This window comes from Corallococcus interemptor (genome assembly GCF_003668875.1).
Classification (GTDB): domain Bacteria; phylum Myxococcota; class Myxococcia; order Myxococcales; family Myxococcaceae; genus Corallococcus; species Corallococcus interemptor.
Genome location: NZ_RAWM01000013.1, coordinates 51,382 through 76,234, shown reverse-complemented (window position 1 = coordinate 76,234; position 24,853 = coordinate 51,382). Strand labels below are relative to the sequence as shown.

Genomic DNA, 24,853 nt, shown 5'->3' with positions numbered 1-24,853 from the left:
CCAGCAGGGGGAAACGACGTGGCAGCGGAACTTCTGAGCCCCGCCGAAGCACAGGGCGCGGCGGACGTGGCGTCCCGGCTCAAGGCCGGGCTCAACCAGGTGATGCTCGACCAGGAGGCGGTCGTCGAGCAGGTCGTGACGGCCATCCTCGCCCGGGGCCACGTGCTCCTGGAGGGTCTGCCCGGCCTGGGCAAGACGGAGCTGTGCAAGGCCCTGGCGCGGCTGTTGTCGCTGCCCTTCCGCCGCATCCAGTTCACCCCCGACCTCCTGCCCGGCGACATCACCGGCACCTACGTGCTGGAGGGCGAAGCGCGCCGCGACTTCGTCTTCCGCGAGGGCCCCCTCTTCGCGAGCCTCGTCCTCGCGGACGAAATCAACCGCTCCAGCCCCAAGACGCAGTCCGCGCTGCTGGAGGCCATGCAGGAGCGCTCCGTGACGGTGCTGGGCCAGACGCGCCCCCTGCCCGACCCCTTCTTCGTGCTCGCCACGCAGAACCCCATCGAGCTTGAAGGCACGTACCCGCTGCCCGAGGCGCAGCTGGACCGCTTCCTCTTCCGCATCCTGGTGCCGCCCGTGGGCGCGAAGACGCTGCGCACCCTGCTCACCACGCGCGTGCGCGGCGCGCCTCCCGCGCTGGAGCCGGTGCTGGACGCGGAAGGCCTGTCGCGCCTGTTCGCCGCCGTGGACCGGGTGCACCTGCCCGGTCCGGTGGCGGACTTCATCGGCCGGCTGGTGGAGGCGTCCGACCCGCGCCAGCCCTCCGCGCCCGAAGCCGTGCGCCGCTTCGTGCGCTTCGGCGCGAGCCCTCGCGCGGCGCTGGCCCTGGCCGCCGCGGGCCGTGCGCGCGCGCTGCTGGAGGGCCGGCCCAACGTGGGCTTCGACGACGTGGTGGCCGCCGCGCCCGCCGCCCTCAACCACCGCCTGGTGCTGGCCTACGAGGCGTCCCTGGAGAAGGTGACCGCGCCGGACGTGGTGCGCGAACTGCTCAAGGCCACCCCCGAGGTGCCTCGTGGCTAGCCGCGCGACCCTCGTCCTGGCCATGGGCCTGGGGGCCCTGCTCTGGGGCGCGACGCCCGCGTTCGCCACCAGCCCGACGGTGGAGGCAGCGCGAGAGGCGGAGCCCCAGGGCAGCGGCTACCGCAATGTGGTGGAGACGACGGAGATGCTCCAGGACGTGGGCGGCGGCCTCAAGGTCTCCATGCGCGTCGTCACGCTCGTGCCCAACCGGGGCTACACGCCCATCCAGGTGACGGTGCACAACAGCGGCGGCCAGCCGCGCCCGGTGCGCCTGTCCATCAATGCCCAGGGGCGCCTCATCGAGCGTTCGCTGGAGTTGGCCCCGCGCGAGCGCACGGTCACGTGGCTGATGCTGCCCGCGGACCTCCAGTCGGGGACGCTCACCATGAGCTCGCCCGGGTTGGACACCGCGTCCCGGGGCTTCTACCTGGACGGAGCCCGGGGCGCGCGCGTGATGGTGCTGGGCGACGTGAAGGCCTTCGAGGCGGCGACGGGCCTCGTTTACTCGCCGGAGAACGTGGAGCCGCTGGTCGCCACGCGCTTCGTGGAGCCTCGCACCGCGCCGCGCGAGCTGGCGGCCTACGCGGGCTACGACGCGGTGCTGGTGACAGTGCCCGCGGATCAGGTCCCCGATGACGTCTGGGCGGTGCTGGAGACGTACGCCGTGAGCGGCGGCAAGCTGGTGCTCGACCAGCCTCCCGCCAATCCGCGCCTGCGCCTCCCGTTGCTCCAGGACGACAAGGCGGAGCTGTCCCCCTATGGCTTCGGCTTCGTGCGCCAGTTCCGCGAGTGCCGGAAGCAGGAGCCGGGCTGCGGCTTCAGCCTCTGGGAGGACACGCAGCGCTCCCAGTCCGTGGTGACGCCCGCGGGGCCTCCGCCCCGGTGGGAGCGCCACGACCTGCTGAACGACGGTCGGCTGCCGCTGCTCTCCAGCGCCCGCGCGCCCGTGGGCCGCTTCCTCCTGCTCATCTTCCTCTTCACGCTCGCGGTGGGGCCCGGCGGGTGGATGCTCGCAAGGAGCAAGGGGCCGCTGGCGGTGCTCATCGCGGTGCCCTCGCTGGCGGTCCTCACCAGCCTGGGCCTGGTGGCGTGGTCCGTGCTGGTGGATGGCTTCAACGTGCACGCCGCGCGCTACAGCCTCACGCTGTTGGACCGCGAGCGCTCGCGCGCGGTGACGGTGGGGATCAACGCCTGGTACGCGAACCTCGCGGAGGACGGCATGCGCATGCCCGGCTCCAGCGTGCTGCTGTCCGCCAGGGACCCGGAGGAACCCCCGCGCTTCCTGGACTGGACGAACGGGCTCGCCGTGAAGAACAGCTTCCTGCCCTCGCGCAGCTACCGCGAGTGGGGCGAGCTCGCGGTGGTTCCCTCCCGCGCGCGGCTGACGGTGCACGAGGCCGGCGGCGGCGTGCGGGTGCAGAACGCGCTGGGCGCTCCGCTGAAGGGCGGCACGGTGAAGCTGGACGGCCGGTTCTGGACCCTGCCGGAGCTGGAGGACGGCGCGGAAGGGGCGGCCACGCCGCTGGACGCGGCGCCCGAGGACCTGCTGGGCATGGAGCACGAGCCGCTGTCGCGCTTCGCGGACGGGGTGATGCCCCTGTCGCGGGCGCTGGAGGACGGGGCGTTCGTGGCGCGGCTGGGCGGGCGCGGCTTCACGCCCACGGCGGCGCTGGACGTGGAGCTGGAGGCCGCGCTGCACGTGGTGCGGGGTCAGGCCGAGGAGGCACGACGATGAGCCTGCTGGAGGTGAAGGGGCTGCGGCGCGACTACGGGGCGCTGCGCGCGGTGGACGACGTGTCGTTCTCGCTGGAGGCGGGCAGCATCCTGGGCTTCATCGGGCCCAACGGCGCGGGCAAGAGCACCACGCTGCGCATCCTGGCCACGCTGGACGTGCCCACCGCGGGCTCGGTGCTGCTGGACGGCACGTCGCTGGTGGACGCGCCGGACCGGGCCCGGCCGCTGTTGGGCTACATGCCGGACCGCTACGGCACCTACGACGACGTCACCGTGAGGGAGTTCCTGGACTTCTTCGCGCGCGCGTACGGACTGAAGGGCGCGCAGCGCAAGCAGCGGGTGGAGTCGGTGATGGAGTTCACGGGGCTGGGGCCGCTGGCGCACAAGCTCACCACGGAGCTGTCCAAGGGCATGCGCCAGCGCGTGGCCCTGGGGCGCACGCTGCTGCACGACCCCCGGCTGCTCTTGCTGGACGAACCCGCGGACGGCCTGGATCCGCGCGCGCGCATCGAGCTGCGGGAGCTGCTGCGCGCGCTGGCGGACCAGGGCAAGGCGGTCATCATCTCCAGCCACATCCTCACGGAGCTGGCGGAGATCTGCGACAGCTGCGTCATCATCGAACAGGGGCGCCTGCTGGCCCAGGGCAAGGTGGAGGACCTGCTGCGCCAGGGCCCGGACACGTCCCGCGTGCTGGAGCTGACGGTGCGGCTGGCGGCGACGGGTGACGGGAGCGAGGCGCTGTGGGCGCGCACGGAGCGCACGCTGCTGGAGCAGCCTCGCGTGAAGGACGTGTCCCGTGAGGCCAGCGCGCTGCGCGTGCGGTTGGAGCTGGAGGTGGACGCGGGGCCGACGCAGGCGGAGGCGGCCGCGGCGGCGTTGCTCTCCGCGCTGGTGTCGCAGGGGCTGCCGGTGTGCGCGTTCAGCCCGCGCGAGCGCAACCTGGAAGATGCGTTCATGACGGTGACGAAGGGGAGGGTGGCGTGAGCACGCAAGCAAGTCCCGCGTCGGGCGCGGCCGAGTCCGCTCCCTCGCCCGGAGTCCCCGCCGCGGCGTCCGACCGGTGGGAGAAGTGGGGCGACCGGCTCAACCCGCTGGTGGTGAAGGAGGTGCGGCAGGGGCTGCGCACGCGCGTCTTCTGGGTGAGCTTCGGGCTGTTGCTCGCGGCGTGCCTGGTGCTGTCGCTCATCGCGTACGCGAACACGCACGACAGCACGTACACGCGCGAGGGGCGGAGTTACTTCTTCTCCTTCTTCGTGTGCCTGGCGCTGGTGCACTTCGGCCTCATCCCCTTCAACGCGTACCGCTCCCTGGCGCGCGAGCGCGAGGACGAGACGTGGTCGCTGCTCCTGCTCACGGGGCTGGGGCCGCGGCGCATCCTGCGCGGCAAGGTGGCGTCGTTCCTGGTGCAGGCGGTGCTGTACGCGTCGGCGGTGGGGCCGTTCCTGCTGTTCAGCTACTTCCTCAACGGCATCGACCTGCCCACCATCCTGATGGTGCTGCTGTTGGGTGGGGCGTGGCTGGTGTTCCTCACGCTCGTGTCGGTGTGCGCGGCGACGCTGGCGGACAGCCGGATGGGGCGGGCCGCGGTGCGGCTGGCGCTGGTGGGCGTGCTGGTGGTGACGTTCTTCCAGTCGCTGACGTTCGCCTTCGTGATGACGAACGAGCGCGGCAGCGGGTTCTCGTTCGACCGGGACTTCTTCCTGGGGCTGGTCACGGCGCTCTGGGTGCTCGGGTCGAACGGGTGGCTGGTGTTCGAGACGGCGGTGTCGCGGCTGTCGCTGGTGACGGAGGACTACACGCGCCATCCCCGGCGGGCGCTGGTGGCGCAGGTGGTGCTGACGTTCGTGGGGATGATGGCGGTGTGGTGGCTCCAGGACTGGGACAACAACATCCTCGAGGTGATGGGCATCCTGGGCGGCCTGCACCTCATCTTCGTCAGCCTCTTCGTGGGGACGGACGTGGACGGGCTGGCGCGGCCCCTGCGCGCGGGGACGCGGGGCTGGTCGCTGTTCAAGCCCGGCGCGCTGCGCGGCTTCCGGCTGTCGGTGCTGCTGCTGCTGGGGTGGGCGGCCGGGTGCGCGGTCCCGATGCTGGTGGTGGACGACGCCTCGGGGAGTCTGCGGAAGGCGATGTCCACGGTGGCGCTGGCGCTCTATGGGGTGCTGTACCTGTCGGTGGCGCTGCTCTTGGGGCGGATGCCGCGCTCGGGGCGGTTCGCGTCGCCGGTGTCGGTGCGGCTGCTCTACGTGCTGGCGGGAATCCTGGGGGCCGGCGTGCCGCCGCTGCTGGCGGTGTTCCTGGGGCTGGAGGGGGACGATGCGTTGCTCAACCTGCTCAACCCGGTGGTGGGGACGCTGAACTTCGGCAAGTACGACTACAGCGACCCGAGCGGTCTCAAGCTGCCGCCGGAGATGCTGCTGTGCGTGGCGCTGGTGTCGCTCCTGGCGGCGTTCGCCGCGGACCGGGTGCTCGTGGGGCGTGAGAAGCAGGTCCACGAGCAGTGAGCACGATGCTGGATGAGGCGGAGGTGGCGCGGCTGGCGCCGGGGTTGAGCCTGGCGCTGCCTCGGCTGCCGCAGCGGGGGAGGGTGGGCGCGGTGCGCCGCACGTCCGCGGGCAGCGCGATGGAGCTGCACGACTTCCGCGCGTACCAGCCGGGGGATGACCTGCGGCAGCTGGACTGGAACGCGGTGGCGCGCACGGGCGAGCTGGTGCTGCGCGTGCGCCAGGACGAGGTGTCGCCGCGCGTGGAGGTGGTGCTGGACGGTTCGCGGAGCATGGCGCTATCGCCACGCAAGGCGGCGGGGGCGCGCGAGGTGGCGCTGCTCACGGTGGAGGTGGGCGGGCGGCAGGGGTTGACGCCGGCGCTGCTGTGGGGCGGGACGAGGTCGGAGCGGGTGCAGGGGCCGGCGTGCCGCGCGGCGCTGCGAGGGGCGGAGTTCGAGGCGCGGGACGACCTGGCGTCGGCGCTGGGGCGGCTGCCGCCGCTGAGGCCGTGTGGGCTGCGGGTGGTGGTGAGCGACTTCCTCTTCGAGACGGACCTGGAGGCGCTGTGCGCCCGGCTGTCGCGAGGCGCGTCGGCGCTGTTCCTGGTGCAGGTGCTGGACGCGGAGGACCTGAACCCCACGGGGGGCGAGGGCGCGCGGCTGGTGGACGCGGAGAGCGGTGTTGCGCTGGAGGAGCTGCTGACGGACAGCGTGCTGGCCGCCTACGCCCGGCGCTTCGAGGCGCACCAGCGCGCGCTGCGAAGCGCGGCGGTGCGGGCGCGGGGAACGCTGCTCACCGTGAACGCAGCGGAAGGGTTGCGAGCGCAGCTGGCGGGACCGCTGCGCGCGCTGTTCGTGGCAGGAGGCGGGGCGTGAGCTTTGGGCTTCCCTGGGGGCTGCTGGCGCTGGGGGCGCTGGTGCCGTTGGTCGCCGCGTACTTCCTGCGCCGCCGGCAGAAGCCGGTGGTGGTGAGCGCGCTGTTCCTGTGGCGCACGCCGCGTCCTCGCGCGGAGGGCGGACCCCGGTGGGAGCGCTTCACTCGGGAGGCGTCCCTGCTGCTGGAGGCGCTCGCCGTGCTGGCCGCCGCGCTGTACCTGGCGGACGTGCGGCTGGGAGAGACGGCCCACCGCCGTCATCTCGTGCTCGTCGTGGACGGCAGCCTGTCCATGTCCGCGCGGGCTCCGGATGGCAAGACGGTGCTGGAGCACGTGCGCGCCGAAGCCGCGAAGCGTGTGGAGACCGAGCGTGCGACGCACGTCACGGTGCTCGCGAGCGGTGTGGCCCCCCAGGTCATCGCCGGACCGGAAGCCGATGCATCCCGCGCCCTGGCCGCACTTGAGTCCTTCGAGGCGCGCGGACCGGACCACGACGTCACGGCGTCGCTCCTGTGGGCGCAGGAGCTGGCGGGGCCGGGCAAGCGCGTGCACTTCTTCACCGACGCTCCGCCTTCGGAAGACGCCACCGTGCCGCCCTCCGTGCGCTGGACGGCGCTGGGGCATTCCCAGGGCAACGTGGCCCTGGTCTCCGCGCAGCGGCGCGACGAAGGAGGCCGGGCCACGGTGACGCTGCGGGTCGCGCGCTTCGGAGCGGGGCCTTCGGAAGTTGAAGCCCGCGTGCGCGCGGCGCCAGGGCCGGGCGCGCGCGAAGGCACCGAGCGCACGGAGCGCATCGCGCTGCCGCAAGAGGGCGCCGCGACCGTGCGCCTCACCTTCCGCGAGGCCGGCGACGTGGAGGTGTCCCTCCCGGACGACGCGCTTCCCGAGGACGGACACGTGCGCCTGCCTCCGTCCCCCGTGATGCCCGTGTCCGTGGGATTGACGGAGGGGCTGTCGCCCGCGTCGAAGCAGGCGCTGGAGCGGTTCCTATCGGTGTCCCCCGACGTGGCGCATGGCCCTCCCGTCCCCGGTGCGCCGGTGCTGTCCGTGGGGCCCGCGCGCGCCGAGGCCCGCGTGACGCTGGGCGCGGAGGGGCCCCTGCGCACCTTCGTGGGGCCGTTCTTCACGGAGAAGGGCAGCACGCTGATGGACGACGTGCAGCTCGCGGGTGTGCGGTGGACGGCGGGCGCGAATCCACCGGGCCGTCCGCTGATGACCGCGGGAGAGGCCGTGCTCGTATCGGAAGAGGAGGGCGGGCGGCTGCACCTCAACGTGGACCTGGCGCGCTCCAACCTCCAGCGCACCACCGCCTGGCCCGTGCTGCTGGGCAACGTGGTGCGCGAAGCGCGGCGGCTGCGTGAAGGCTTCCCCCGGCGTCAGCTCAACCTGGGCGAAGCGCTCTCCGTGGTGACGGAGGCCGGTGCCCGCTACGCGTTGAAGGGGCCCTCGGGCCGCAAGCCCGTGTTCGGCGCGGGTTCGCTGAGCCTGCCCGCGCCGACGAGCCCCGGCCGCTACGTGCTGGAGCGCGAGGGCCGCGACGTGGACTCACTGGAGGTGCTGGCGCTGGACGCGCGCGAGTCGGACCTGCGCGGCCGGGGCAGCGCTGACGTGGCCGCGAAGGACGTGGGCGAGGACTCGGATGGGACCGGCGGCCATGAGCGCGCCCGCTGGCCCCTGGTGGTGCTGCTGGCCGCGCTGCTGGCGGACTTCTACGTCACGAGGAAGGCATGACCTTCACCCTTCCCCAGGCGTGGCTGCTGCTGCTGCCGCTGGGCCTCTTCCTGTGGCGCTACGGCCGGCGGCCCGGTCCGCCCATGGTGCTGCGGTGGGCGCTGCTGGTGCTCGGCGTGGGCGCGCTGTCCGGGCCGGAGCTGCGGCTGGCGAACGCGGGCAGCGACGTGGCCGTGGTGGTGGACCGCTCGCGCTCCATGCCGCTGGACGTGGACCGGGTGGCACAGGAGCTCATCGCGCTGGTGGAGTCCCAGCGCCGCCCGGGCGACCGCGTGGGCGTCATCACCTTCGGCCGCGAGGCCCGGGTGGAGTCTCCGCTGTCGGAGGTGGGCCGGTTCGGCGGCTTCACGCGGCCGGTGGACGCGGAGGCGTCGGACCTGTCGGCCGCGCTGGACGCGGCGGGCGCGCTCATCCCCTCCGAGCGCACGGGCCGCGTCCTGGTGGTCTCCGACGGCCGGGCCACGGGAGCGGATGCCCGGGGCGCGACGCGGCGGCTGGCGGCGCGAGGCATCGCGGTGGACTACCGGCAGGTGGCCCGTCCGGAGCCCGCGCTGGACGTGGCCGTCGTGTCGCTGGACGTGCCCGCCACGGTCTCCGTGCGCGAGCCCTTCCAGTTCTCCGCCGTGGTGCAGGCCACCTCGGCCATCACCGGCACCGTGCGCCTGGAGCGCGACGGGAAGGTGCTGGTGAAGGGGCCGTACGACTTCAAGCCCGGGCCCAACCTGCTGCCCCTGAGAGACCTCCTGGAGGAGCCGGGGCTCGTGCACTACCGGCTCAAGGTGGAGGTTGCCGGTGACGGCGTCCCGGAGAACGACGTGGGCGTGGGCGTGCTGCGCGTGGAGGGACCGCCGCGCGTGTTGCTGCTCACCGCGCAGCCGTCGGGAACGCTGGCGAAGGCGCTGGCGGCGACGGGCATGTCGCTGGACGTGAAGGCGCCATTCCACCTGTCGCTGGAGGCGCTCGACGGCGTGGGCGTGGTGGTGCTGGAGAACGTGGACGCCAACGCGCTGGGCGAGACGGGGTTGAACGCGCTCGCGGACTACGTGGACCAGGCGGGGGGCGGGCTGGTGATGACGGGAGGGCGGTCGAGCTTCGGAGAGGGCGGCTACCGGCGCTCGCCCCTGGAGCCGCTGTTGCCCGTGTCGCTGGAGATGCGCGAGGAGCAGCGGCGTGCCTCGGTGGCGATGAGCGTGCTCATGGATTCGAGCTGCTCCATGGGCGTGCAGGTGCCGGACGGCCGCACGAAGATGGAGCTGGCCGCCGAGGGCGTCACGGCGGCGCTCACGCTGCTCAACGCGAAGGACGAAGCCTCCGTGCACATGGTGGACACGGAGCCGCATGAAATCTTCCCCTTGAGCCCGGTGAGCGAAGGGCTGCCGTTCGACAAGGTGGCGCGGGGCTTCAGCGGAGGTGGAGGCATCTACGTGGGCACGGCCCTGAGCGCGGGCCGCAAGGAGATCCTCCGCAGTGACAAGCCCACGCGGCACGTGGTGCTGTTCTCCGACGCGGCGGACTCGGAGGAACCGGGCGACTACCAGCAGACGCTGGCGGCGCTGCGAGAGGCCAACGTGACGGTGTCCGTCATCGGCCTGGGCAAGCCCACGGATCCGGACGCGGACCTGCTGCGCGAGGTGGCCCGGCGCGGCGAGGGGCGCATCTACTTCGCGGAGGACGCCATGAGCCTGCCGCGCATCTTCAGCCAGGAGACGCTCGCGGTGGCGAGGGCCACGTTCGTGGACGAGCCCGCGTCGCTGGAGGCCGCGCCGGACCTGCCGCTGCTGGGGCCGTTGCCAACGGCGGGCCTGCCGCAGGTGGGCGGCTACAACCTCACCTACCTGAAGCCCCGGGCGAACGTGGCGCTGCGCACGCTGGACACCAACGCCGCGCCGGTGCTGGCGCTGTGGCCGCATGGCGCGGGGCGCACGGTGGCGCTCACGGCGGAGGTGGACGGCAAGTACACGGGCGAGCTGCGCGAGTGGAGCGCGCTCCGGGCGACGCTGGAGGCGGTGGTGCGCTGGTCCATGGGCCGGACGACGCCGAAGGAGGAGGCGGTGGTGCGCTCGGAGCGCCAGGGCAACCTGCTGAGGGTGACGTTGGACCTGCCGCCGGGTGAGCCCATGCCGGGAGCGCTGCCCACGGCGGTGTTGCTGTCCGGCGACGGGCGCTCCGGCGTGGAGAGGCCGCTGCACTGGGAGGACGAGGACCGGCTGGTGGTCGAGTACCCCCTGACGGGCAGCGGCACCTGGCACCCGGTGGTGAAGTGGGGAGGGCGCGCGTTGAGGGCGCCACCAGTGGCGCTGCCGTACGCGCCGGAGTTCGAACCCGGCAGCGCGAAGGAGGGACTCAAGCTCCTGCGAGCCCTGTCGGCGGTGGGCGGAGGCCAGGAGCGGCTGTCGATGACAGGCCTGTTCGCGGAGGCGCCCGAGTCGGAGGGCCGCGTGGCGCTGGCGCCATGGCTGGTCGCGTTCGCACTGGCGGCGATGCTGGCGGAGGTGGCCGTGCGCCGGTTCCTCTCCGCGCCGCGAGTGCGAGCAGCGCGAGAGCGGCCGATGAAGGAAGCCACCACGAGAGGGACCACCACGGCACCGGGCCCGGGCCCGAGGCCCATGACAACGCCGGCCCAGCCTTCACCGGAACCACCTGCCGAGCAGAAGCCCGAGCCCCCCAAACCGCCAGCCGGAGTGGACTCCGCGCTGGAGGCCGCGCGAGCGAGAGCAAGGCGCCGCACGGGCCGCTGAAAGGGAGTCATGCACAGAGGCCCGGAAGCACGAGTCGAGCGGAAGCCTCCGGGGCCCATTGCCACGCCGGAATCTGCCTTGAGCCCGTCATCCCGATTGACGTCTGATGCCGGTCGGTCGGGGGCTCACTCTTCCACGCGGGAAACTGTCGTCAGCACATCATCCGTCAGCACCTCGTCCTGCGCGGTGATTGGTGGGCGTCGGTCGAGGTCACCCTTCTCAATGCGGAGAACTGCCGTCAGCGCATCGTCCTGCGCAGTGGCTGGTGTGCGTTGGTCGAGAGCAGTCCCCTCCACGCGGAAAACCGCCGTCAGCACGTCGTTCTGCGCGGCGGTTGGTGCAAGCTGGTTGAGGTCAGGCTCCTCCAAGCGAGGAACCGCCGTCAGCACATCGCCCTGCGTAGTGGCTGATACAAGTCGGTCGGAGTCGCGCTCCTTCATGCGGTGAGCCGCCGGCAGCGCACCGTCCAGCGCGGCGGTTGGTTCACGCTGGTCGAGGACATGCTCCTCTACGCGGGAAACTGCAGTTGGCTCATCATCCGGTGTACCGGCTGGACCAAGGTGATTGAGGCCACGCGTCTCGTCGCAGGGGCGTGCATCCAATGACCCACTCCTGCCTGTGGCTGGCGCGATGTCTTCAACGGGGCTCTTCTGGTGGCCCGATGCCTCGGGGGACACATGTCCTTGGAGGGTAGGTGCGAAGGCGTCCAGCACAAGGTCATCGTGTGCCTTCATCAGGACAGGCAGTTCGTGCTGGATGGCCCGCGTATCGCGGTCATGCAGGGCATCCTTCGCGCAGTTCACCCACTGGCGCAGCGGCTCACCTCCCAGGAGGGGCAGCAACTGGGCCGCGCCGACCATGAAGGCCCGCTGCAGGGACTGCACGAGGAGCACGTGCCCGGGCCGGTCCGCCACCCGGGCCGCCAGCCGCAGCAACTCGAACTCCACCTGGGCGCAGTAGGCCCCCGACTCCCAGCGCGCCGCATCCCAGAGTCCGAAGCAGATGCTCCCCAATCGGTCCAGGTCCCGCTTGGAGGCCCGTGCGCAGCAGTCGGACAAGAGCTCCACCAGCACCTGCCGCCGGAGGCTGAAGTAGCCCTCCAAAAGCCACCGGGCGTCCGGCGAGCGCATGTCATGCAGCGCCAGGCCCAGGTTCTCCAGCGTCAGCGACTCATCCAACGGCACCGCGCGCGTCTTGCGTCCAGGCCGCTGCACCACCACGCCCCGCGCCGCCAGCCGCCGCAGCGCTTCACGGATGGTGCCCCGGCAGACGTCATAGTGACGCGCCAGCTTCGCTTCCGAGCCGAACCGCCCGTTCGGGTGAATCCGTCCCAGCGCGATGTCGCGCTCAATCTGTGCTTCCACGTACGCCACGAGCCCGCCGTGCTCCATCCCCATTCCCCCTCCTCGTCCCAGCATCGCCATCCAACCACAGGGGTCTGACATGGACGCGCGAGGCTCCCCTCCGGAGCCGGACGAAGAAAACCTGTCCGACTGTCGGACAGGTTTTTGGCAACCGCCCCCGGGCGGGCATCTTTGTCCGAGGCCTGGTCCTGGCGCCCTCGCGCGCACGACATCGCGCATCACCGCTACACCTTGCGAGGCGCATGTCCCTTGCTTCATGCGGCGCGAACCTGTCCGACAGTCGGACGGGTTCTGAACCAACCCCGCCCAGGCGGGTGCCTCTGCCCGTGGCGCTGTCCTGGCATCCGTGCACGCACGACGTCGCGGCGTATCGCTGTGCTCTGATGGCGCGTGTCCTTGGGTTCATGCGGCGTGAGCTTGTCCGACTGCTGGAGCGGTTTTGGGGCAATCGCACCTGGTGCGGGCGTCGCGCCTGCATGACGCCGCGGCCCACAGCGGCGCTCCATGGGCGACAGTCCCAGGCTTCATGCGGCGTGAGCCTGTCTGGCTGTCGGAGAGGTTTTGAATCAGCCGCTTCCCGGGCGGAGCTTCTGCCCCCAACCCGCCTTGGCGTCTCGCCGGCTCTGCCGTGTGGAAGGTTGAGTTGCTTCGGTGGTGAGGCAACGGTCGTTGGCATGTCGCAGATCTGGTTCTCTGTCCGGCTTTCCAGCGCGTATGCGGTGCGCGGCCATGGTGGAGTGTTTTCGCGGTATGACGGCGCCGATGACGGAGCCTCGGGCCTTGCGGTGGGGGCTGGGTGTCGTCCTGGGCGTGCTCGCGCTCCAGGCCTCTCGCCTCGCGCTTCACAAGGCATTCAGCATCGACGAGTTCCAGTACGCCCATGCCGCGTGGCTCATGGCCCACGGACAGGTGCCGTACCGCGACTTCTTCGAGGTGCACTTTCCTCTCGTGTACCAGGTGCTGGCTCCGCTGTTCCGGATGCTCGGGGATGATCCGCGCAACGTGCTCGCGCTTCGTGCCGCGATGCTCGTGCCGCTCGCTGGGGCGTGTGTCTCCGTGTTCCTGATCAACCGGCGGGAAGGACGCATCGCCGCGCTCCTGGCTCCGTTGATGCTGCTCTGCTCGCCGGGCTTCCTGCACTTCGCCACCGAGGTGCGCCCGGATGCCCTCACCGCCGCGCTCTTTCTGGGAGCCCTTGCGGCACTGGCCGTGCAACCCGGCTCCTTCCGTTCGTCGTTCCTGGCGGGCGCGCTGCTCGTCGCCTCAGCATGGGGCTCCCAGAAAGCACTCTTCTTCGGCGGGCTTGTGATGGCCGTGCTCCTGGTCGGCTTCGTGTCGCGACGGAGTGCTGTGCCTTCGCTCATCGCAGCGCCTCGCGCGCTCTTCGTGGGCGTCATCTCCGCGACCAGCCTGGTGGCTGCGTATCTCACGGTGACAGGGTCCTGGCGCTCCTGGTGGCAGTGGTGCTTCGTCTGGGCTTCTGAACACCAGCGCCACTACCCGGGCTTCTCGTGGCGCGAATACCTGGTGCCGGCCCTGAGGGAACAACCCGCGTTCTTCCTCCTTGCTGGCGTCGGGCTCGTCGCGATGGTCCCCCGGTTGCTGAAGGATTGGCGTACTCCCGAGTTGCTCCTGTTCGTGGCCGTGCCCGCGACCTTTGGGGCCTATGCGCTCCAGCGCGCTCCGTTTCCGTACAGCCTGCTTCCCTTCCTGGGCGTGCTGGCTCCCTTCGCTGCTCGCGGCGTCCTCGTCGTGGTCTCTGGGTTGCGCACTCCCGTCGTACGCGCCGTTGGCCTTGCTGGGCTGGGCGGCCTGTTCGCTGTTCAGGCCTTGCAGGTGGAGGCCTTGCTGGATGGAGGCGGCAATGCGCGTCAGCGCGAGGTGCTGGCTCGCATCGCGGCGCTCACGGACCCGGAGGATGTCGTCTATGACAATTCGGGCGGCTTCGTGAGCCGGCCTCATGCGCACTTCTACTTCTACACGGATGCGTATCTGCGCGGCTCCCTCGCGGACCTGCTTTCCGACGAGATGCCTCGGGTGCTCGTGGCGCAGGGCTGTGTGATGCGGGTGGATGATCTGCGCACCTCGGGTCTTCCCCTGGCGCTGCGCCGCTTCCTCGACACGTACTACCAGCCCTACGACGGTGACTTGTTCCTGTGGGGGCAGCGCTATCGCGTGCGCTCGGACTCCGGCACTCTGGAGGATCGCTTCCTCGCGGTTCGCTCCGACCGGTACTTCGTCCAGCCCGCGAGCCTGCTCGAATCCGGCGCGATGTTCATTGATGGCGCGCGCGTCACGACTCCTGAGTTCAGCCTGGCTCGGGGCGAGCACCGCCTTCGTTATGAAGGGCTCGCGGAGGCCTTCCAGATCCTGTGGTTGCCCCGGGATGCGAAACGTTGGGTGCCTCGGCCGGGGGCTCCGTCCATCTACTCGCGCTTGTTCTAGAGCAGGCGAGCCAGCGTCGGGCCCTCCTTCCGGGATGACGGCACTGTCGTCCTGGCTGTCCGCGGTGGCGACTCCATCCTGAAATCAACCGTGAAGCCGGGCCCCGGGCCGAACTTCCCTGCGCCCGGGGGATTCCTACTGTGCAGGGCCTGGATGGTTCGCAGGGGAGGTTGCCGTGGCTGGTGATGATTCGGGGCGGAAGCGGAACCGTGCGCCCGTTGCTTCCCAGGGGGTGATGTCGCTCCTGGACCGCTGGGTTTCCGACCTCGAACGGGATGCTCCCTTCTCACGGGAAGGTGCGACGGAGTCTCGTCCACTCAGCCCTGGACCTTCTCCGCGGAGCGGTGTTGATCCGCTCGAAGCCGCCGGGCCTGGCGGCCGGACGACGCAGCGGGAGTCCTCCGGTTCTTCAGGCGCGGCTCGGGAGGAGCTGCGTCCTGCGCGTCGTGGCTCGGGCTCCGACCCACGGCACGCACGGGATATCCCGTCCCGCTCGGCCCGGGAGGAGGGACGTTCCCCGCGTGGCCGTGAGCCTTTCTCCGAAGTGGAGGGCCGTGCATCCGTTGCATCCGAACCCTCTGCCTCCGCCTTGCGCACGACCCGTGAGGGGATTCGTCCTCCACGCCCCGGCTCCAGCGCGCTCGCTGGGGCATCGCCCCGGACCCGTGTGACGCAGGACGCGTCCTCGCATGCAGCCCGTGAGGCGCGCCGCCCGGAGGTGGATCCGTTCGGCGAACAAGCGCCTCGCGCCGAGTCTGCTGGTGCGGTGCGTGGCGCGCGTCACCCGGAGGCAGCGCTCTTCGGTGGCCAGGCGTCTCGTACGAATCCCGTTCGCGCGACGCGCGGAGAGCGCCCATCGGCAACAGCCGCGTTCAGCGGGCCGGTACCGCATGCGGAGTCCGTACGTGCGACGCGTAGGGGGCGTCACCCGGAAGCAGCGTCGCCCAGTGACCGGGCGTCCCGCGCGGAGTCCGGTCGTGCGATGCGCGGAGCGCGTCCCCTGGGCGCGGCGCCCTTGGGCGACCGGATGCCCCGCACGGAATCTGTTCGTGCGACGCGCGGGGAGCTCCAACTGGACGCTGCGGCCTTCCGTGAACCGGCGTCCCTCCCTGAATCCGTTCGCGCGGCACGCGAGGTGAGTCACACGGCGGCAGCGCTCCTCGGTGAATCAGGGCCTCGCATGGGTGCGGCATCGGAACGCCTGGCTCGTGAAGAGGGCCGTTACCCCAATCCCAGCGGAGGCCTGGCCGGCGCCTCTGATAGGGCCAGCGGTCGTGCTCCCCGGGCAGGGAACCTTCATCCGCGCTCCGGCGTGGATCCGTTCAGGGAACCCGAGCGCACGCCTGTTCGCTCCGCCGCTGAGATGAACCATCACTTCCGAGACTCGGAGGCGGAATCCGGTCGCGCAACCCATGAAGAGCACCATCACTCCGGTTCCGGCGTGAATCCGTTTGGAAACTCCGGAGAGGAGACTGCTCGCGCTTCCCACGAGGAGAATGTCCACCTCCGCTCCGGAGCCGCCCTGTTCTCCGAGCCCCGGTCCCTCGACGCGGACGCACCGGCTTCTCCCTTCCGTGCGGCTCGCGAGGAACTTCTCCTCCAGGGGCACGTGGTCGGTTTCCCGGATGGCGCCCGAATCGTCCTCGACCTCGAGGGCGGCAGACCCATCCATCGCGGCACCGTCGCGGTGCGTGGCCCTTGCTCGCCTTCTCGCGAGGAGTTCATGGGGCTGGGCCTCTCCACGCCGGAGGCCCGCGCCCTGGAGTTCGTCCTCGCCTGGTTCGGTCACCCCTTCGACTCCGTCACCTTCGAATCCGCGTCCAGCCACGAGCTCCGCTGGGGCGCCTGGCCCCTGTCAGGGCCCACGCTCGCCACCGCGCTCTGCCTCTGGAAGCAGCGTGAACCCGAGGCGTTCGAGAACCGGCTGGGACGCCTGGGGCTCGATGCCATCCCTCACTCCGACAACGCGCCGGCCCTGTTCGCCCAGGACCCCCGGCTGCTCGCGGCGCTCGCCCGGGCCGGACGGGAACGCGGCGCTCAACGCGCGCAGCTGGAGGTCCTTGTCACGCACGTGCTCCGTCCCATGCTGGCCTCCTGCACCCAGACGGAGCTTGCCTCCGGAGGCCTCTTCGCCTCGGCCCGCGCGCTGGCGCTGCTCTTCCATGCCGAGCTGCGCTTCGGCCGCCGCGGCGCCACCCGGCTGGTGACGTTCGCTCGCGAACGGCCGGAGCCTCCCGCGGGAGAACGCCTCGCGGAGGAGCTGCGCGCCTCCGGGCACCCGCGCGAAGCCTCCGAACTCTGGCGCATCCTCACGTCTCCCGAACTCGCGGACCCGGCCTGAGCCCCCGCCATGCGGACGCCTCTTCCTCCCGGGAGCCATGTGCTGCTCGTGGTTCCCGACCCCGGCGGCCCGGCGCCTCCCCCCGCGCGCAACCACGCCCTGGCCGGTGAGCTCATCATCAACGGCCAGCGCTACCACCTGGTGCCCGCCGAGCCCGGCGCGCCCCCCGCGACCGGGCCCGCCTCCGACGTGCGGCTGCTCACGTCGCGCGAGCTGCAGGTCGTCTCGTGCGTCTGCGCGGGCTGGGGCAACAAGCAGATCGCCACGAAGCTCAACATCAGCACCTGGACCGTGGCGGCCCACCTGCGGCGCATCTTCGTCAAGCTGGGCGTGGACACCCGCGCGGCCATGGTGTCGCGCTGCCTGGGCGCCGTGTCCCTACCGCCCACTCCCTGACGGCCGCCGCGCTGGCGGCGCCACGCTCTGACGCAGCCCCAGCAGGAGCGCCACGTTGGCCTGGGGCCGGCACACCAGCCGGACGCACTCCTGCGGGCAGATGAGCAGCGGCGTCACCCCGGGCCCGTGCCCCGCGACCTTGCTGTCCGAGTGCATCACCACCGAGGGCACCGTGTGCGTCACCGGAACCACCAGCCGCCCGCCTTCCGTCCGCACGCCCCAGCGCCGCAGCAGCCGGGGCGACAGGTTCAGCGCGCGCACCCCGGGGAAGTCCGGCAGCTCCAGCCCCTGCCCGTACGCATCCAGCTGGATGCGGTCCCCGATGCACAGCCGGCGCTTCACCAGTGGAGGGAAGTCCACGATGACGTGGTTGATGCCGCCGTGCTTGCCCACCACCGTGCCCACCGCGCCCGTCATGGGGCCGCTCGTCACGCGCGCGCGGTTGCCCACGCACGCCTGGAACATCAGCGCGCGGTTGGAGCCGCCCTTGCGGCCCACGTCGTCGCGCCCCGTGTTGTGGATGGACACGCCCGCTTCCATGTGGTCCGCGGCCAGCCCCACCGCGCGGTCCCCCACGCGGCGGTTGAGCACGATGCCGCCGGTGCCGGGCACCAGCCGGAGCACGCCATCCCGGCCGATGCGGTAGGGCGAGACCTGCACGACGGGATGGGACACCTGTCCCGCCACCGCCGAGGCCACCAGCCGCGACACGTTGGTGCGCGGCGCCGAGGCGGCCCCCATGCCCGCCTCCATCAGGGGGTGCTGCAACGGGAGGTCCATAGGGCCGTTCCTCCCGCCTTCAGCGCAGCGCGCCCGGCGCGGGGCTGGTGATGCCCAGCGTCGTGCGCAGGGTGGGCGCCACGCCCCGGAACGCGCGGCCGTCCGGCGTCATCCGGTAAGCGGCGATCCACTCTTCAGCCACCGGACCCAGTGGCATGACCTCCGTCTGGAAGTCCCTGAAGTCGCGCGTCTTGAACGGGTTGTCCGCGATGAAGTTGAGCAGCAGGCGCCCCGCGTCCGCCATCTTCGAGCGCTGCGAAATCTCACCCGTGCCGCCCAGGTAGCGCTGCGACACGACCTCAATCACGTCCCACTTGGTGTTCGCGTCGAAGGCCTTCTTGATGTCCGGCGTCTCCAGCGCGTCGAGGATGGTCTTGAGGTACTCGCCCACCTCCACCGTGAGCGCCAGGATGTTGCCGTAGGTGGCGCGGTCAATCTGCCAGCGGATGTCCGTGCCCAGGCGCTGGATGGTGGCCTGGCTCGCGAAGGGCCGCTCGTTCAGCTGCTGCGAGCCGCGGATGACCTCGCCAATCAACAGGTCGCGGAAGTACTGCGCGATGGCGGACACGAAGGCGACGAACTCGCGGTGGAAGTTGCGGAACATCACCGCGCCCGGGGGCGCCGCCAGGCTGCCGTAGTTGAACGCGCGCCGGTACGCGAGCTGCCGGTCGCGCGGCTTGTAGCGCAGCGGCTGGTGCTTCTCGATGAGGTACAGCGCCCGCGCGCCCGGGCCCCGCTGGATGCGCATGCGCCCGTCGTGGAAGAGGCGCAGGAGCGCGCCCGCCACCTGGAAGACCTTCATCCGTTCGTGCTGGTAGATGTAATAGAGCTCCGCGGTCGCGTGGAGCTGCGTCTCGATGACGGACTCGTCGAAGTCCTGGACGAGCACCGGCCGGCTGATGGAGTCGAACGACGGCGCGCCGCCCTTGTCCAACCCCATCAGGTCGGAGAAGACGGACGCCGTCGAGCCGTCCGAGGCGCTGGCGAGCAGCTCCTCCTCACGGAGCGACAGCTGCTTCTGCAGCTCCGTGCGCTGCTCATCCGACGTGACGTTGGCGAGGACTTCCCGCTTCCACTGCGAGAACAGCCGCTGAAGGGCTTCTGCCGTACCGATGCTCATGGCATGCCACCTGGGTCAATGACGTTGAAGGAAAGGGTTTCGGGCCCGTGCGTGCACGTTCACGGCTTGCGCGCGTGGCGCACGTGGCGGCGCGAGTGGCCGCCCTTGGCGTGTCCGTTGACCGGCGCGGGCCGGCTGTCCGCGCCGTGCCGCTCCCTGCCGGCGATGATGCGCTCCACGGCCTTGAGCTGATCCGAGAACGCCTGCTCCAGCTGCCGGGCCAGCTCCGGCCCCTGGGCCTCCAGCTGCTGCTTCACGTCCGTCATGATGCGCGCGCGGCTCTTTTCGATGAGCGACGCCACGTCATCCATGCTGGCCCCGTTGCCTCGCGCGCCGGCGGCCGGCGCCTCCGGAGACTCGCCCGGCTCCGCGTGCCTCGGGTGCTCCACGACGCCGGGGTTGGAGATGATGCGCGGCTCCAGGTCCTTTTCGATGCGGTCCAGCGAGACGCGGATGGGCGGCGGCACCGTGAACGGCTCGCCGGTGTTGCAGTGCGCGCCCTGGGGGAAGCCGTACTTGTGGTTCCGGTCGTCTTCAATCTCCTCCGCCTGGCCGGGCGCCTCCTGGGTCAGCGTCTTCGCCAGCTCCAGCGAGTCCTCCTCCAGCCCGCATTGCTCCCGGAGGAACGCCGGGCTCACGTTGAAGACGTCCACGTTGTCATCCAGCTGTTCAATCATCTCCTCGTGGAGGTCCACGCGGTTGCCGCCCGGCACCGTGGCCTCGTCGTAGTCCAGGAGGAACAGGTCGATGATCCGGTCGATGTGGTAGAGCTTGCGGTCCAACCGGGCCAGCTCCTTCCAGAACTCCACCGACGTGCTGGGGTCCATCAGGAGGTCCTCGATGAGCTCCTGGGTGTCGTTGCGCTGCCGGAACTTGTCGTTGAGCTCCTGCTCCTTGCCCGTCAGGTCCCGGAAGGTCAGCGGGACGGGGAGCACCAGGTTGAGCAGCCGCGCTCCGGCGTTGGGCCGGTCGAACGCGTCGATGAAGAGCGTGAGCGCCTCCACGAAGGCGGCCAGGGGCGCGGAGGCGCCCTGGACCTTCGCGTTCAGCGCGACGCCCCGGCTGCTGCTGTGGGTGAAGGCGTCGGTGGACGTGTCCAGCAGCGTTCCGGCCACGTCACGCAGGCGCCGCAGCTGGATGAGCTCCACGGGCACCGCGGACGCGATGCCGCGCATGTCCTCCGAGTTCTGCCGGGGCGCGTGGTTCAGGAGCACGTCCAGAAGCCGCGACATGGCCTCCGGCCGGGCGATGGCGCGCAGGTCCGACTGCCCCCGGGCGCGCAGCTGATCCAACAGCTTGCCGTAGGACGCCTGGCCGTCACCCCAGTCGTCATAGCCCTCCTGGAGGGAGGTGGCGGTGAGCTGCTCCAGCGAGTTGATGAGTGCTTCGCGGCGCTGGCGCAGGTCCTGGAGCGCCACCTGGAACACCGTGCCGCCCTTGTCGAAGCCCGCGCGGAAGAGCGCCTCGCCCGCCAGGATGCGCAGCAGCGTGGCGTTGTCGTCGATGGTCGCCGCGAGCCGGCCGAACTCCTGGACCACCGTGGGGTTGATCATCCCCACCAGGCGCGCCACGCGCGCGGTGTCCCCCAGCTTGCGGATGGAATAGAAGGCCCGGTCGCGCGACACGGGGTCCACGGCCAGGTTCGCCGCGGCCTCGCCCTCGTCCAGCTCCGCGAGGATGGAGTCCCGCCAGCCGCAGATCGGCGCCTTGAAGTCCCGGTTGGAGGCCAGGTTCACGGCGATCTCCAGGTCGTCCACCAGCGCCTGGCGCTCCTGGCGGAAGCGGCGCTGGCCCGGCGAGTCCAGCATCCCGGTCATGGGCGTCATGGCCGGTTCGGGCGTGGCCGTGACGCGGATGGGCTGGCCGCGGCTCTCGTCGTCCAGGCGCGCGGCCGTGGTCGGGTAGAGCTTTCGCAGCGCGTACACCACCGCCTTGGGGTCACGCGCGTCGGACACGCCGAGCTGACGGCGCAGGAACTCGTCGAACTTCGACTTCGCGCTCGAGGCCAGCTCGATGGATGCGGCGGGGCTTCTCCCCTTCACGTTCTCGTACATCGTCCCTCCCTTGAGGTCCTGTCATGCGGCCAGGGTGACGCCCACACCCGGCGTCCGCGCATCGCGCGTGCCGAGCTTCACCAGATGATTGAGCACCGTCCGAGAGATGCGCTCGGGCGGGGCCAGCCTCCGTTCAAGCGCCTCGCGGCTGGCGCTCACCACGTGGCGCGGAGGCACGCCGGGCGGGATGTGCCCGCGCGCCAGCGACTCCGCGGCCCGGTCGATGCGCTCCTGGTCCGAGTGCCAGAAGGGCACCACGTCCACCAGCGCGCGCTGCGCGAGGCCCCGGCGGGGCTGGAAGGCAATCTCATCCACGACATGGGGGATGAGCTGGCGGGCCGTGGTGAGCAGCAGCTTCGGGATGCGCGCGTACGGCAGCCGCGAGCGGTACAGCCGGTTCCAGTTGTCGAACACGTCGCAGGCGCGCTGATGGAAGCCCATGCGCCGGAGCATCTCCGCCTGGATGAACACGCGCAGGAACGGCGTGGGGTGCGCGCTGAGCGGATGGAATGTCAGCACCCGCGACGCCGGGTACGCGAGGAAGTCCTTCATCGAGTGCACCGACGCGGGCCCCCCGAGCAGGCACGCGATGAGGTCCGCGAAGATCTCCTTGTGCCAGCGACCCCACAGGCGCGTGAGCCACGGGTTGCCGGTGGCGTGCAGGACGCGGCGCTGGAGGGCCACCTGCGTCTCCTGCCAGATGCCCAGGTCCGCCTGCAGGTTGTGGCCGATTTCATGGAGGATGACCCCCATGCCCCACGGGGCCTCCACGCGCTCGTAGGGCACGCGGATGAGCGGGAAGGGGTTTCGCTCCCCCAGCAGCCGGCTCAGCAGGACGCCGCGCCGGAAGGTGGCCGGGGAGAAGCCGTGCTCCAGGTAGGTGAGCGGCTTGAGCATCGGGCTGTGCAAAAGGCCCGGCGCGGCCTGCCGCACGGCCTGGAAGCAGTCCACCGCGATGGCGTCACACGCCGCGAGCGCCGGCGCGAACCGGGTGCCCCGCTGGCTGAAGACGTCGAAGAACAGGCCGTAGGCGCGGCGGGCGCGGTCGATTTCGCGCTCCAGCAGCGCGTTGCGCTGCAGCACCTCGTCCGGCGGGGGCGGGGCGTCGCGCAGCCGGCCGTTGAGCCGGGACAGGGCGCGGCGCACGTCCCGGTCGATTTCGCCCAGCCGCGCGTTGGCCGCGGCGAAGTGCGCGGGGGAAGGGGCGTAGGGGACGTCCCGGGGCCGGATGCCCACGTCCTGCGGCGTGAGGCGCGACAGGCGCCCCGCCCGGAACGTGATGCTCTGGACCTTGGCCCGCAGGAACCGCTGAAGCGTGTCCGCCATGTGCCCGCCTCCCCCTTGCCCGCTTCGCGCCCCTTCCACTCACCGCACGACGACGCGCACCGGCCCCCGCAGGGTGACGGTCCGCATCCGGCGGTAGGCCGGGCCTCCCATCATGGTGTTGTACCGGCCGCGCGGCCCCGTGCGGCGCAGGCCCGCGCGCGCCCGCAGCTGCCGCACGGCGGGGCTGGTCCGGGCCAGCCGGCGCACCACGCGCGGGTTGGAGATGACGCGCATCCCGATGCGGCGGATCATCCGCGGCACGGCCTGGGGGCTCGCGCCCTGCTGGCGCACCAGCCGCGTCACCTGGCGCACCACGCGCGTCACCGCCGGCAGGGCCCGGGGGCCGTAGCGCTGGCTGATGCGCGAGGCGAGCTGCGTGGTCATCTGGCCCACCGCGCGTCCCAGCGCCCGGGCCTGCTGGGGCGACTGCCGGCGGCGCGCGGGGGACAGGGTGGAGCGGACCACGTGCCGCGCGGCGAGCCCGCCCAGCACGCGGTTGAAGGCGTCCAGGTCCTCGTCGCTCGCGTAGTCACCGGCGGCGTCCGCGAAGGCGTCCATGGCGTCCGCGCGCAAGAGCCCGCCCAGGGTGCGGCCAATCTCCTGGCCCGCGATGCCGCCCAGCCGGGGCGCGGCCTGGCGGATGAGCCGCATGGCGATGGGCATGGCCCGGCGGCGGATGCGCTGGAAGGTGGGCCCGGCCACGGTGGCGATGCGCCTGGCGCCGGCCACCAGGCGGCGCAGGAACTCGTCCTCGTCCTGGGCGTCCATCGCGTCCGCGAAGGCGTCGTCCAGGGCGTTGGGGTTGTCCATCTCGAAGCCGTCACCCTCGAAGCCCTCGCCCTCCATGTTGATGGGGCTCTCCTCGAAGGAGATGGGGCTCTCCTCGAAGCCCTCACCCTCCAGGGTGGTGGGGTTGTCCTCGAAGCCCTCGCCCTCCATGGGGGTGGGGTTCTCCTCGAAGCCCTCCTCCATGCCCTCGGCCTCGAAGCCCTCACCCTCGAAGCCCTCGGCCTCGAAGCCCTCCTCCATGCCTTCGTCCTCGAAGCCCTCCTCGCCCTCTGCCAGCAGGTCGGACATCTCGTCGCCCTGGCCCGAAAACTCCTCTTCGAAAGGCTGCGGTTGCATGGGTACTCCTCCTTGTCCTGAAGACTTCGTGAGTGGATGGAACTAGGCGCGGCGGACGCTGGCGGCGCTGACCGCGGCCACGGGGATGCGGCGCAGCACCTGCCGCCGGGCGTACACGCGCCGCGCGGCCAGGCGCGGCGGGACGACGCCCATTGAAGGCACCTGGACCGCGCGCGTGAGCACCCGGCGCCCCGCGCCCTGCACCACGCCGGGCAGGGCGGTGATGGCGCCGCTCGGGCCGCGCAGGCGCAGGTTCCCCGCCGCCAGCCGGGCGATGAGGCGCATCAGCCGCAGCCGCCGGCCCGCGGTGCCCGGCACCTGACGGGCCAGCCGCATCAGCAGCTGCTCCACGCCGCGCGAGCGCGCGCGCAGCACCCCCTGCGCGGCGCCACCGAGCGACGTGCTCAGGGGCACCGCCTGCCGCGTCACCACCCGCGCCGCCAGCCCCGCGCCCAGGGGCAGGGCCACGGCGGGCGGCACCTGCCGCGCGTCCGCCATGTCCGCGAGCGCGTCCAGCGACGCGTCGTCATCCGCGCCGTCTCCGCGCAGGATGGAAGACGCGATGCGCCCGCCCACGCCTGGAATCAGGCCACCCACCGCCCCCGCGAGCGCACCGCGCAATCCCTGTCCGCGCAGCAACCCCTGCGCGGCGCCAATGCCCGCCGCGACGACCCGGCCCCACGGCCCCGCGAGCCCCGCCACGCGCTGGACCACCGGCAGCGCGCGGGCGATGAGCGGCCCCGCGCGGCGCAGCGCCGCGGCCCCCAATTGGCCCGCCCGCCGTACGCCCCGGGCGATGCCGCGCGCGGCGCTGCGCACGCGCCGGGTGATGCGACGGAAGAACGCCTCGGCGTCATCCGCGTCCATGGACTCCAGCACGAAGGGGTTGAGCGCCCGCGCGAGCGTCACCGCGGCGGGGCCGGACACGAGCCGGTTGCTGGTGGCCGGCACGAACAGGCCGGTGGCCGGGCTCGCCTCGAACCCCTCGAAGCCGTCGTCCTCCAGGAAGGTGTCCTCGGCCTCGGCCGCGGCGAACAGCTCCTCGAAGCCGTCATCCTCGAACCCCGAGGGCTCGAAGCCGGTGGGCTCGAAGCCCGAGGGCTCGAAGGGGTCGTCCTCGAAGCCCGAGGGCTCGAAGGACTCCAGCTCGCTGAACTCATCCGCCAGGTCCTCCAGCTCCTGGAGGGCATCCGCGCCCTCCCAGGCGTCCATGGCGTCGAGGGACTCCACATCGGACAGGTACTCAGCGCTGGTCATCACTCCCCCTCGCAGGTGAGACATCCACCCTTCACGGGCCGCAAGTTGGAGGAGGCACTGGGGGA

The 24,853-nt window shown here is 71.6% G+C and carries 17 protein-coding genes; 10 read left to right on the top strand and 7 right to left on the bottom strand.

Features of this window, described 5'->3' with window-relative positions; all coding sequences use genetic code 11:
- The first annotated feature begins 18 nt into the window (after positions 1-18).
- From D7X96_RS07445 to D7X96_RS07415, 7 genes are read left to right on the top strand one after another with little or no spacing between them, the layout of a single operon-like run.
- A complete protein-coding gene (locus D7X96_RS07445; RefSeq protein WP_208647279.1) occupies positions 19-1,017 on the top strand; it encodes an AAA family ATPase in 999 nt (332 codons plus the stop codon).
- Positions 1,010-2,752 carry a hypothetical protein gene (locus D7X96_RS07440; RefSeq protein ID WP_244219486.1) on the top strand — a complete coding sequence of 581 codons (1,743 nt, stop codon included), beginning with the start codon at positions 1,010-1,012 and terminating at the stop codon, positions 2,750-2,752. Before D7X96_RS07445 ends, D7X96_RS07440 begins: the two co-directional genes overlap by 8 nt.
- On the top strand, positions 2,749-3,735 hold the full coding sequence (locus tag D7X96_RS41415) for an ABC transporter ATP-binding protein (RefSeq protein ID WP_121769338.1): 987 nt from the start codon (positions 2,749-2,751) through the stop codon (positions 3,733-3,735). Before D7X96_RS07440 ends, D7X96_RS41415 begins: the two co-directional genes overlap by 4 nt.
- Positions 3,732-5,255: an ABC transporter permease gene (locus D7X96_RS07430; RefSeq protein ID WP_121769337.1), complete on the top strand. Its 1,524-nt coding sequence runs from the start codon at positions 3,732-3,734 to the stop codon at positions 5,253-5,255. Before D7X96_RS41415 ends, D7X96_RS07430 begins: the two co-directional genes overlap by 4 nt.
- A 5-nt stretch (positions 5,256-5,260) precedes the next feature.
- Positions 5,261-6,112 carry a DUF58 domain-containing protein gene (locus D7X96_RS07425; protein ID WP_208647280.1) on the top strand — a complete coding sequence of 284 codons (852 nt, stop codon included), beginning with the start codon at positions 5,261-5,263 and terminating at the stop codon, positions 6,110-6,112.
- Positions 6,109-7,842 (top strand): vWA domain-containing protein, encoded by a 1,734-nt coding sequence (locus D7X96_RS07420; RefSeq protein ID WP_120553067.1) that lies wholly within the window; start codon positions 6,109-6,111, stop codon positions 7,840-7,842. The genes D7X96_RS07425 and D7X96_RS07420 overlap by 4 nt, the downstream gene beginning before the upstream one ends.
- On the top strand, positions 7,839-10,580 hold the full coding sequence (locus D7X96_RS07415; RefSeq protein ID WP_121769335.1) for a VWA domain-containing protein: 2,742 nt from the start codon (positions 7,839-7,841) through the stop codon (positions 10,578-10,580). The genes D7X96_RS07420 and D7X96_RS07415 overlap by 4 nt, the downstream gene beginning before the upstream one ends.
- A 125-nt stretch (positions 10,581-10,705) precedes the next feature.
- On the opposite strand, the gene D7X96_RS40790 is transcribed toward D7X96_RS07415, so the two are convergent.
- Complete coding sequence (locus tag D7X96_RS40790; RefSeq protein WP_244219485.1) at positions 10,706-11,977, bottom strand: FadR/GntR family transcriptional regulator; 1,272 nt, start codon at positions 11,975-11,977, stop codon at positions 10,706-10,708.
- A gap of 717 nt (positions 11,978-12,694) precedes the next feature.
- Here D7X96_RS40790 and D7X96_RS07405 point away from each other — a divergent pair.
- The 3 genes from D7X96_RS07405 (at position 12,695) to D7X96_RS07395 (ending at position 17,126) form a co-directional block, all read left to right on the top strand.
- Complete coding sequence (locus D7X96_RS07405; protein ID WP_121769334.1) at positions 12,695-14,389, top strand: glycosyltransferase family protein; 1,695 nt, start codon at positions 12,695-12,697, stop codon at positions 14,387-14,389.
- Between the two features lie 1,723 nt (positions 14,390-16,112).
- Positions 16,113-16,730: a hypothetical protein gene (locus D7X96_RS07400; RefSeq protein ID WP_233610066.1), complete on the top strand. Its 618-nt coding sequence runs from the start codon at positions 16,113-16,115 to the stop codon at positions 16,728-16,730.
- Between the two features lie 9 nt (positions 16,731-16,739).
- Complete coding sequence (locus D7X96_RS07395; RefSeq protein ID WP_120546651.1) at positions 16,740-17,126, top strand: response regulator transcription factor; 387 nt, start codon at positions 16,740-16,742, stop codon at positions 17,124-17,126.
- On the opposite strand, the gene D7X96_RS07390 is transcribed toward D7X96_RS07395, so the two are convergent.
- The 6 genes from D7X96_RS07390 to D7X96_RS07365 are packed head-to-tail and all read right to left on the bottom strand — an operon-like array spanning position 17,109 to position 24,788.
- The gene (locus D7X96_RS07390) at positions 17,109-17,906 is read right to left on the bottom strand and encodes a DUF4438 family protein (RefSeq protein WP_121769333.1); all 798 of its coding nucleotides are present in this window, start codon (positions 17,904-17,906) and stop codon (positions 17,109-17,111) included. The genes D7X96_RS07395 and D7X96_RS07390 overlap by 18 nt on opposite strands.
- Positions 17,907-17,925: 19 nt before the next feature.
- Positions 17,926-19,026, bottom strand: a complete 1,101-nt coding sequence (locus tag D7X96_RS07385) for a hypothetical protein (protein ID WP_120547932.1) — start codon at positions 19,024-19,026, stop codon at positions 17,926-17,928.
- 59 nt (positions 19,027-19,085) lie between these two features.
- The gene (locus tag D7X96_RS07380) at positions 19,086-21,080 is read right to left on the bottom strand and encodes a hypothetical protein (RefSeq protein WP_121769332.1); all 1,995 of its coding nucleotides are present in this window, start codon (positions 21,078-21,080) and stop codon (positions 19,086-19,088) included.
- A gap of 21 nt (positions 21,081-21,101) precedes the next feature.
- Positions 21,102-22,406 (bottom strand): hypothetical protein, encoded by a 1,305-nt coding sequence (locus D7X96_RS07375; RefSeq protein WP_121769331.1) that lies wholly within the window; start codon positions 22,404-22,406, stop codon positions 21,102-21,104.
- A 39-nt stretch (positions 22,407-22,445) separates the two neighbouring features.
- Positions 22,446-23,531: a hypothetical protein gene (locus tag D7X96_RS07370; RefSeq protein WP_120547935.1), complete on the bottom strand. Its 1,086-nt coding sequence runs from the start codon at positions 23,529-23,531 to the stop codon at positions 22,446-22,448.
- A 42-nt stretch (positions 23,532-23,573) separates the two neighbouring features.
- Complete coding sequence (locus tag D7X96_RS07365) at positions 23,574-24,788, bottom strand: hypothetical protein (RefSeq protein WP_121769330.1); 1,215 nt, start codon at positions 24,786-24,788, stop codon at positions 23,574-23,576.
- Positions 24,789-24,853: the final 65 nt, after the last annotated feature.

Excerpts from the sequence above, each read along its gene's own strand:
- D7X96_RS41415 (WP_121769338.1), top strand. The coding sequence starts at position 2,749 with ATGAGCCTGCTGGAGGTGAAGGGGCTGCGGCGCGACTACGGGGCGCTG.
- D7X96_RS07425 (WP_208647280.1), top strand. The coding sequence starts at position 5,261 with ATGCTGGATGAGGCGGAGGTGGCGCGGCTGGCGCCGGGGTTGAGCCTG.
- D7X96_RS07415 (WP_121769335.1), top strand. The coding sequence starts at position 7,839 with ATGACCTTCACCCTTCCCCAGGCGTGGCTGCTGCTGCTGCCGCTGGGC.
- D7X96_RS40790 (WP_244219485.1), bottom strand. The coding sequence starts at position 11,977 with ATGGGGATGGAGCACGGCGGGCTCGTGGCGTACGTGGAAGCACAGATT.
- D7X96_RS07405 (WP_121769334.1), top strand. The coding sequence starts at position 12,695 with ATGACGGCGCCGATGACGGAGCCTCGGGCCTTGCGGTGGGGGCTGGGT.
- D7X96_RS07400 (WP_233610066.1), top strand. The coding sequence starts at position 16,113 with ATGGGGCTGGGCCTCTCCACGCCGGAGGCCCGCGCCCTGGAGTTCGTC.
- D7X96_RS07395 (WP_120546651.1), top strand. The coding sequence starts at position 16,740 with ATGCGGACGCCTCTTCCTCCCGGGAGCCATGTGCTGCTCGTGGTTCCC.
- D7X96_RS07390 (WP_121769333.1), bottom strand. The coding sequence starts at position 17,906 with ATGGACCTCCCGTTGCAGCACCCCCTGATGGAGGCGGGCATGGGGGCC.
- D7X96_RS07385 (WP_120547932.1), bottom strand. The coding sequence starts at position 19,026 with ATGAGCATCGGTACGGCAGAAGCCCTTCAGCGGCTGTTCTCGCAGTGG.
- D7X96_RS07380 (WP_121769332.1), bottom strand. The coding sequence starts at position 21,080 with ATGTACGAGAACGTGAAGGGGAGAAGCCCCGCCGCATCCATCGAGCTG.
- D7X96_RS07375 (WP_121769331.1), bottom strand. The coding sequence starts at position 22,406 with ATGGCGGACACGCTTCAGCGGTTCCTGCGGGCCAAGGTCCAGAGCATC.
- D7X96_RS07370 (WP_120547935.1), bottom strand. The coding sequence starts at position 23,531 with ATGCAACCGCAGCCTTTCGAAGAGGAGTTTTCGGGCCAGGGCGACGAG.
- D7X96_RS07365 (WP_121769330.1), bottom strand. The coding sequence starts at position 24,788 with ATGACCAGCGCTGAGTACCTGTCCGATGTGGAGTCCCTCGACGCCATG.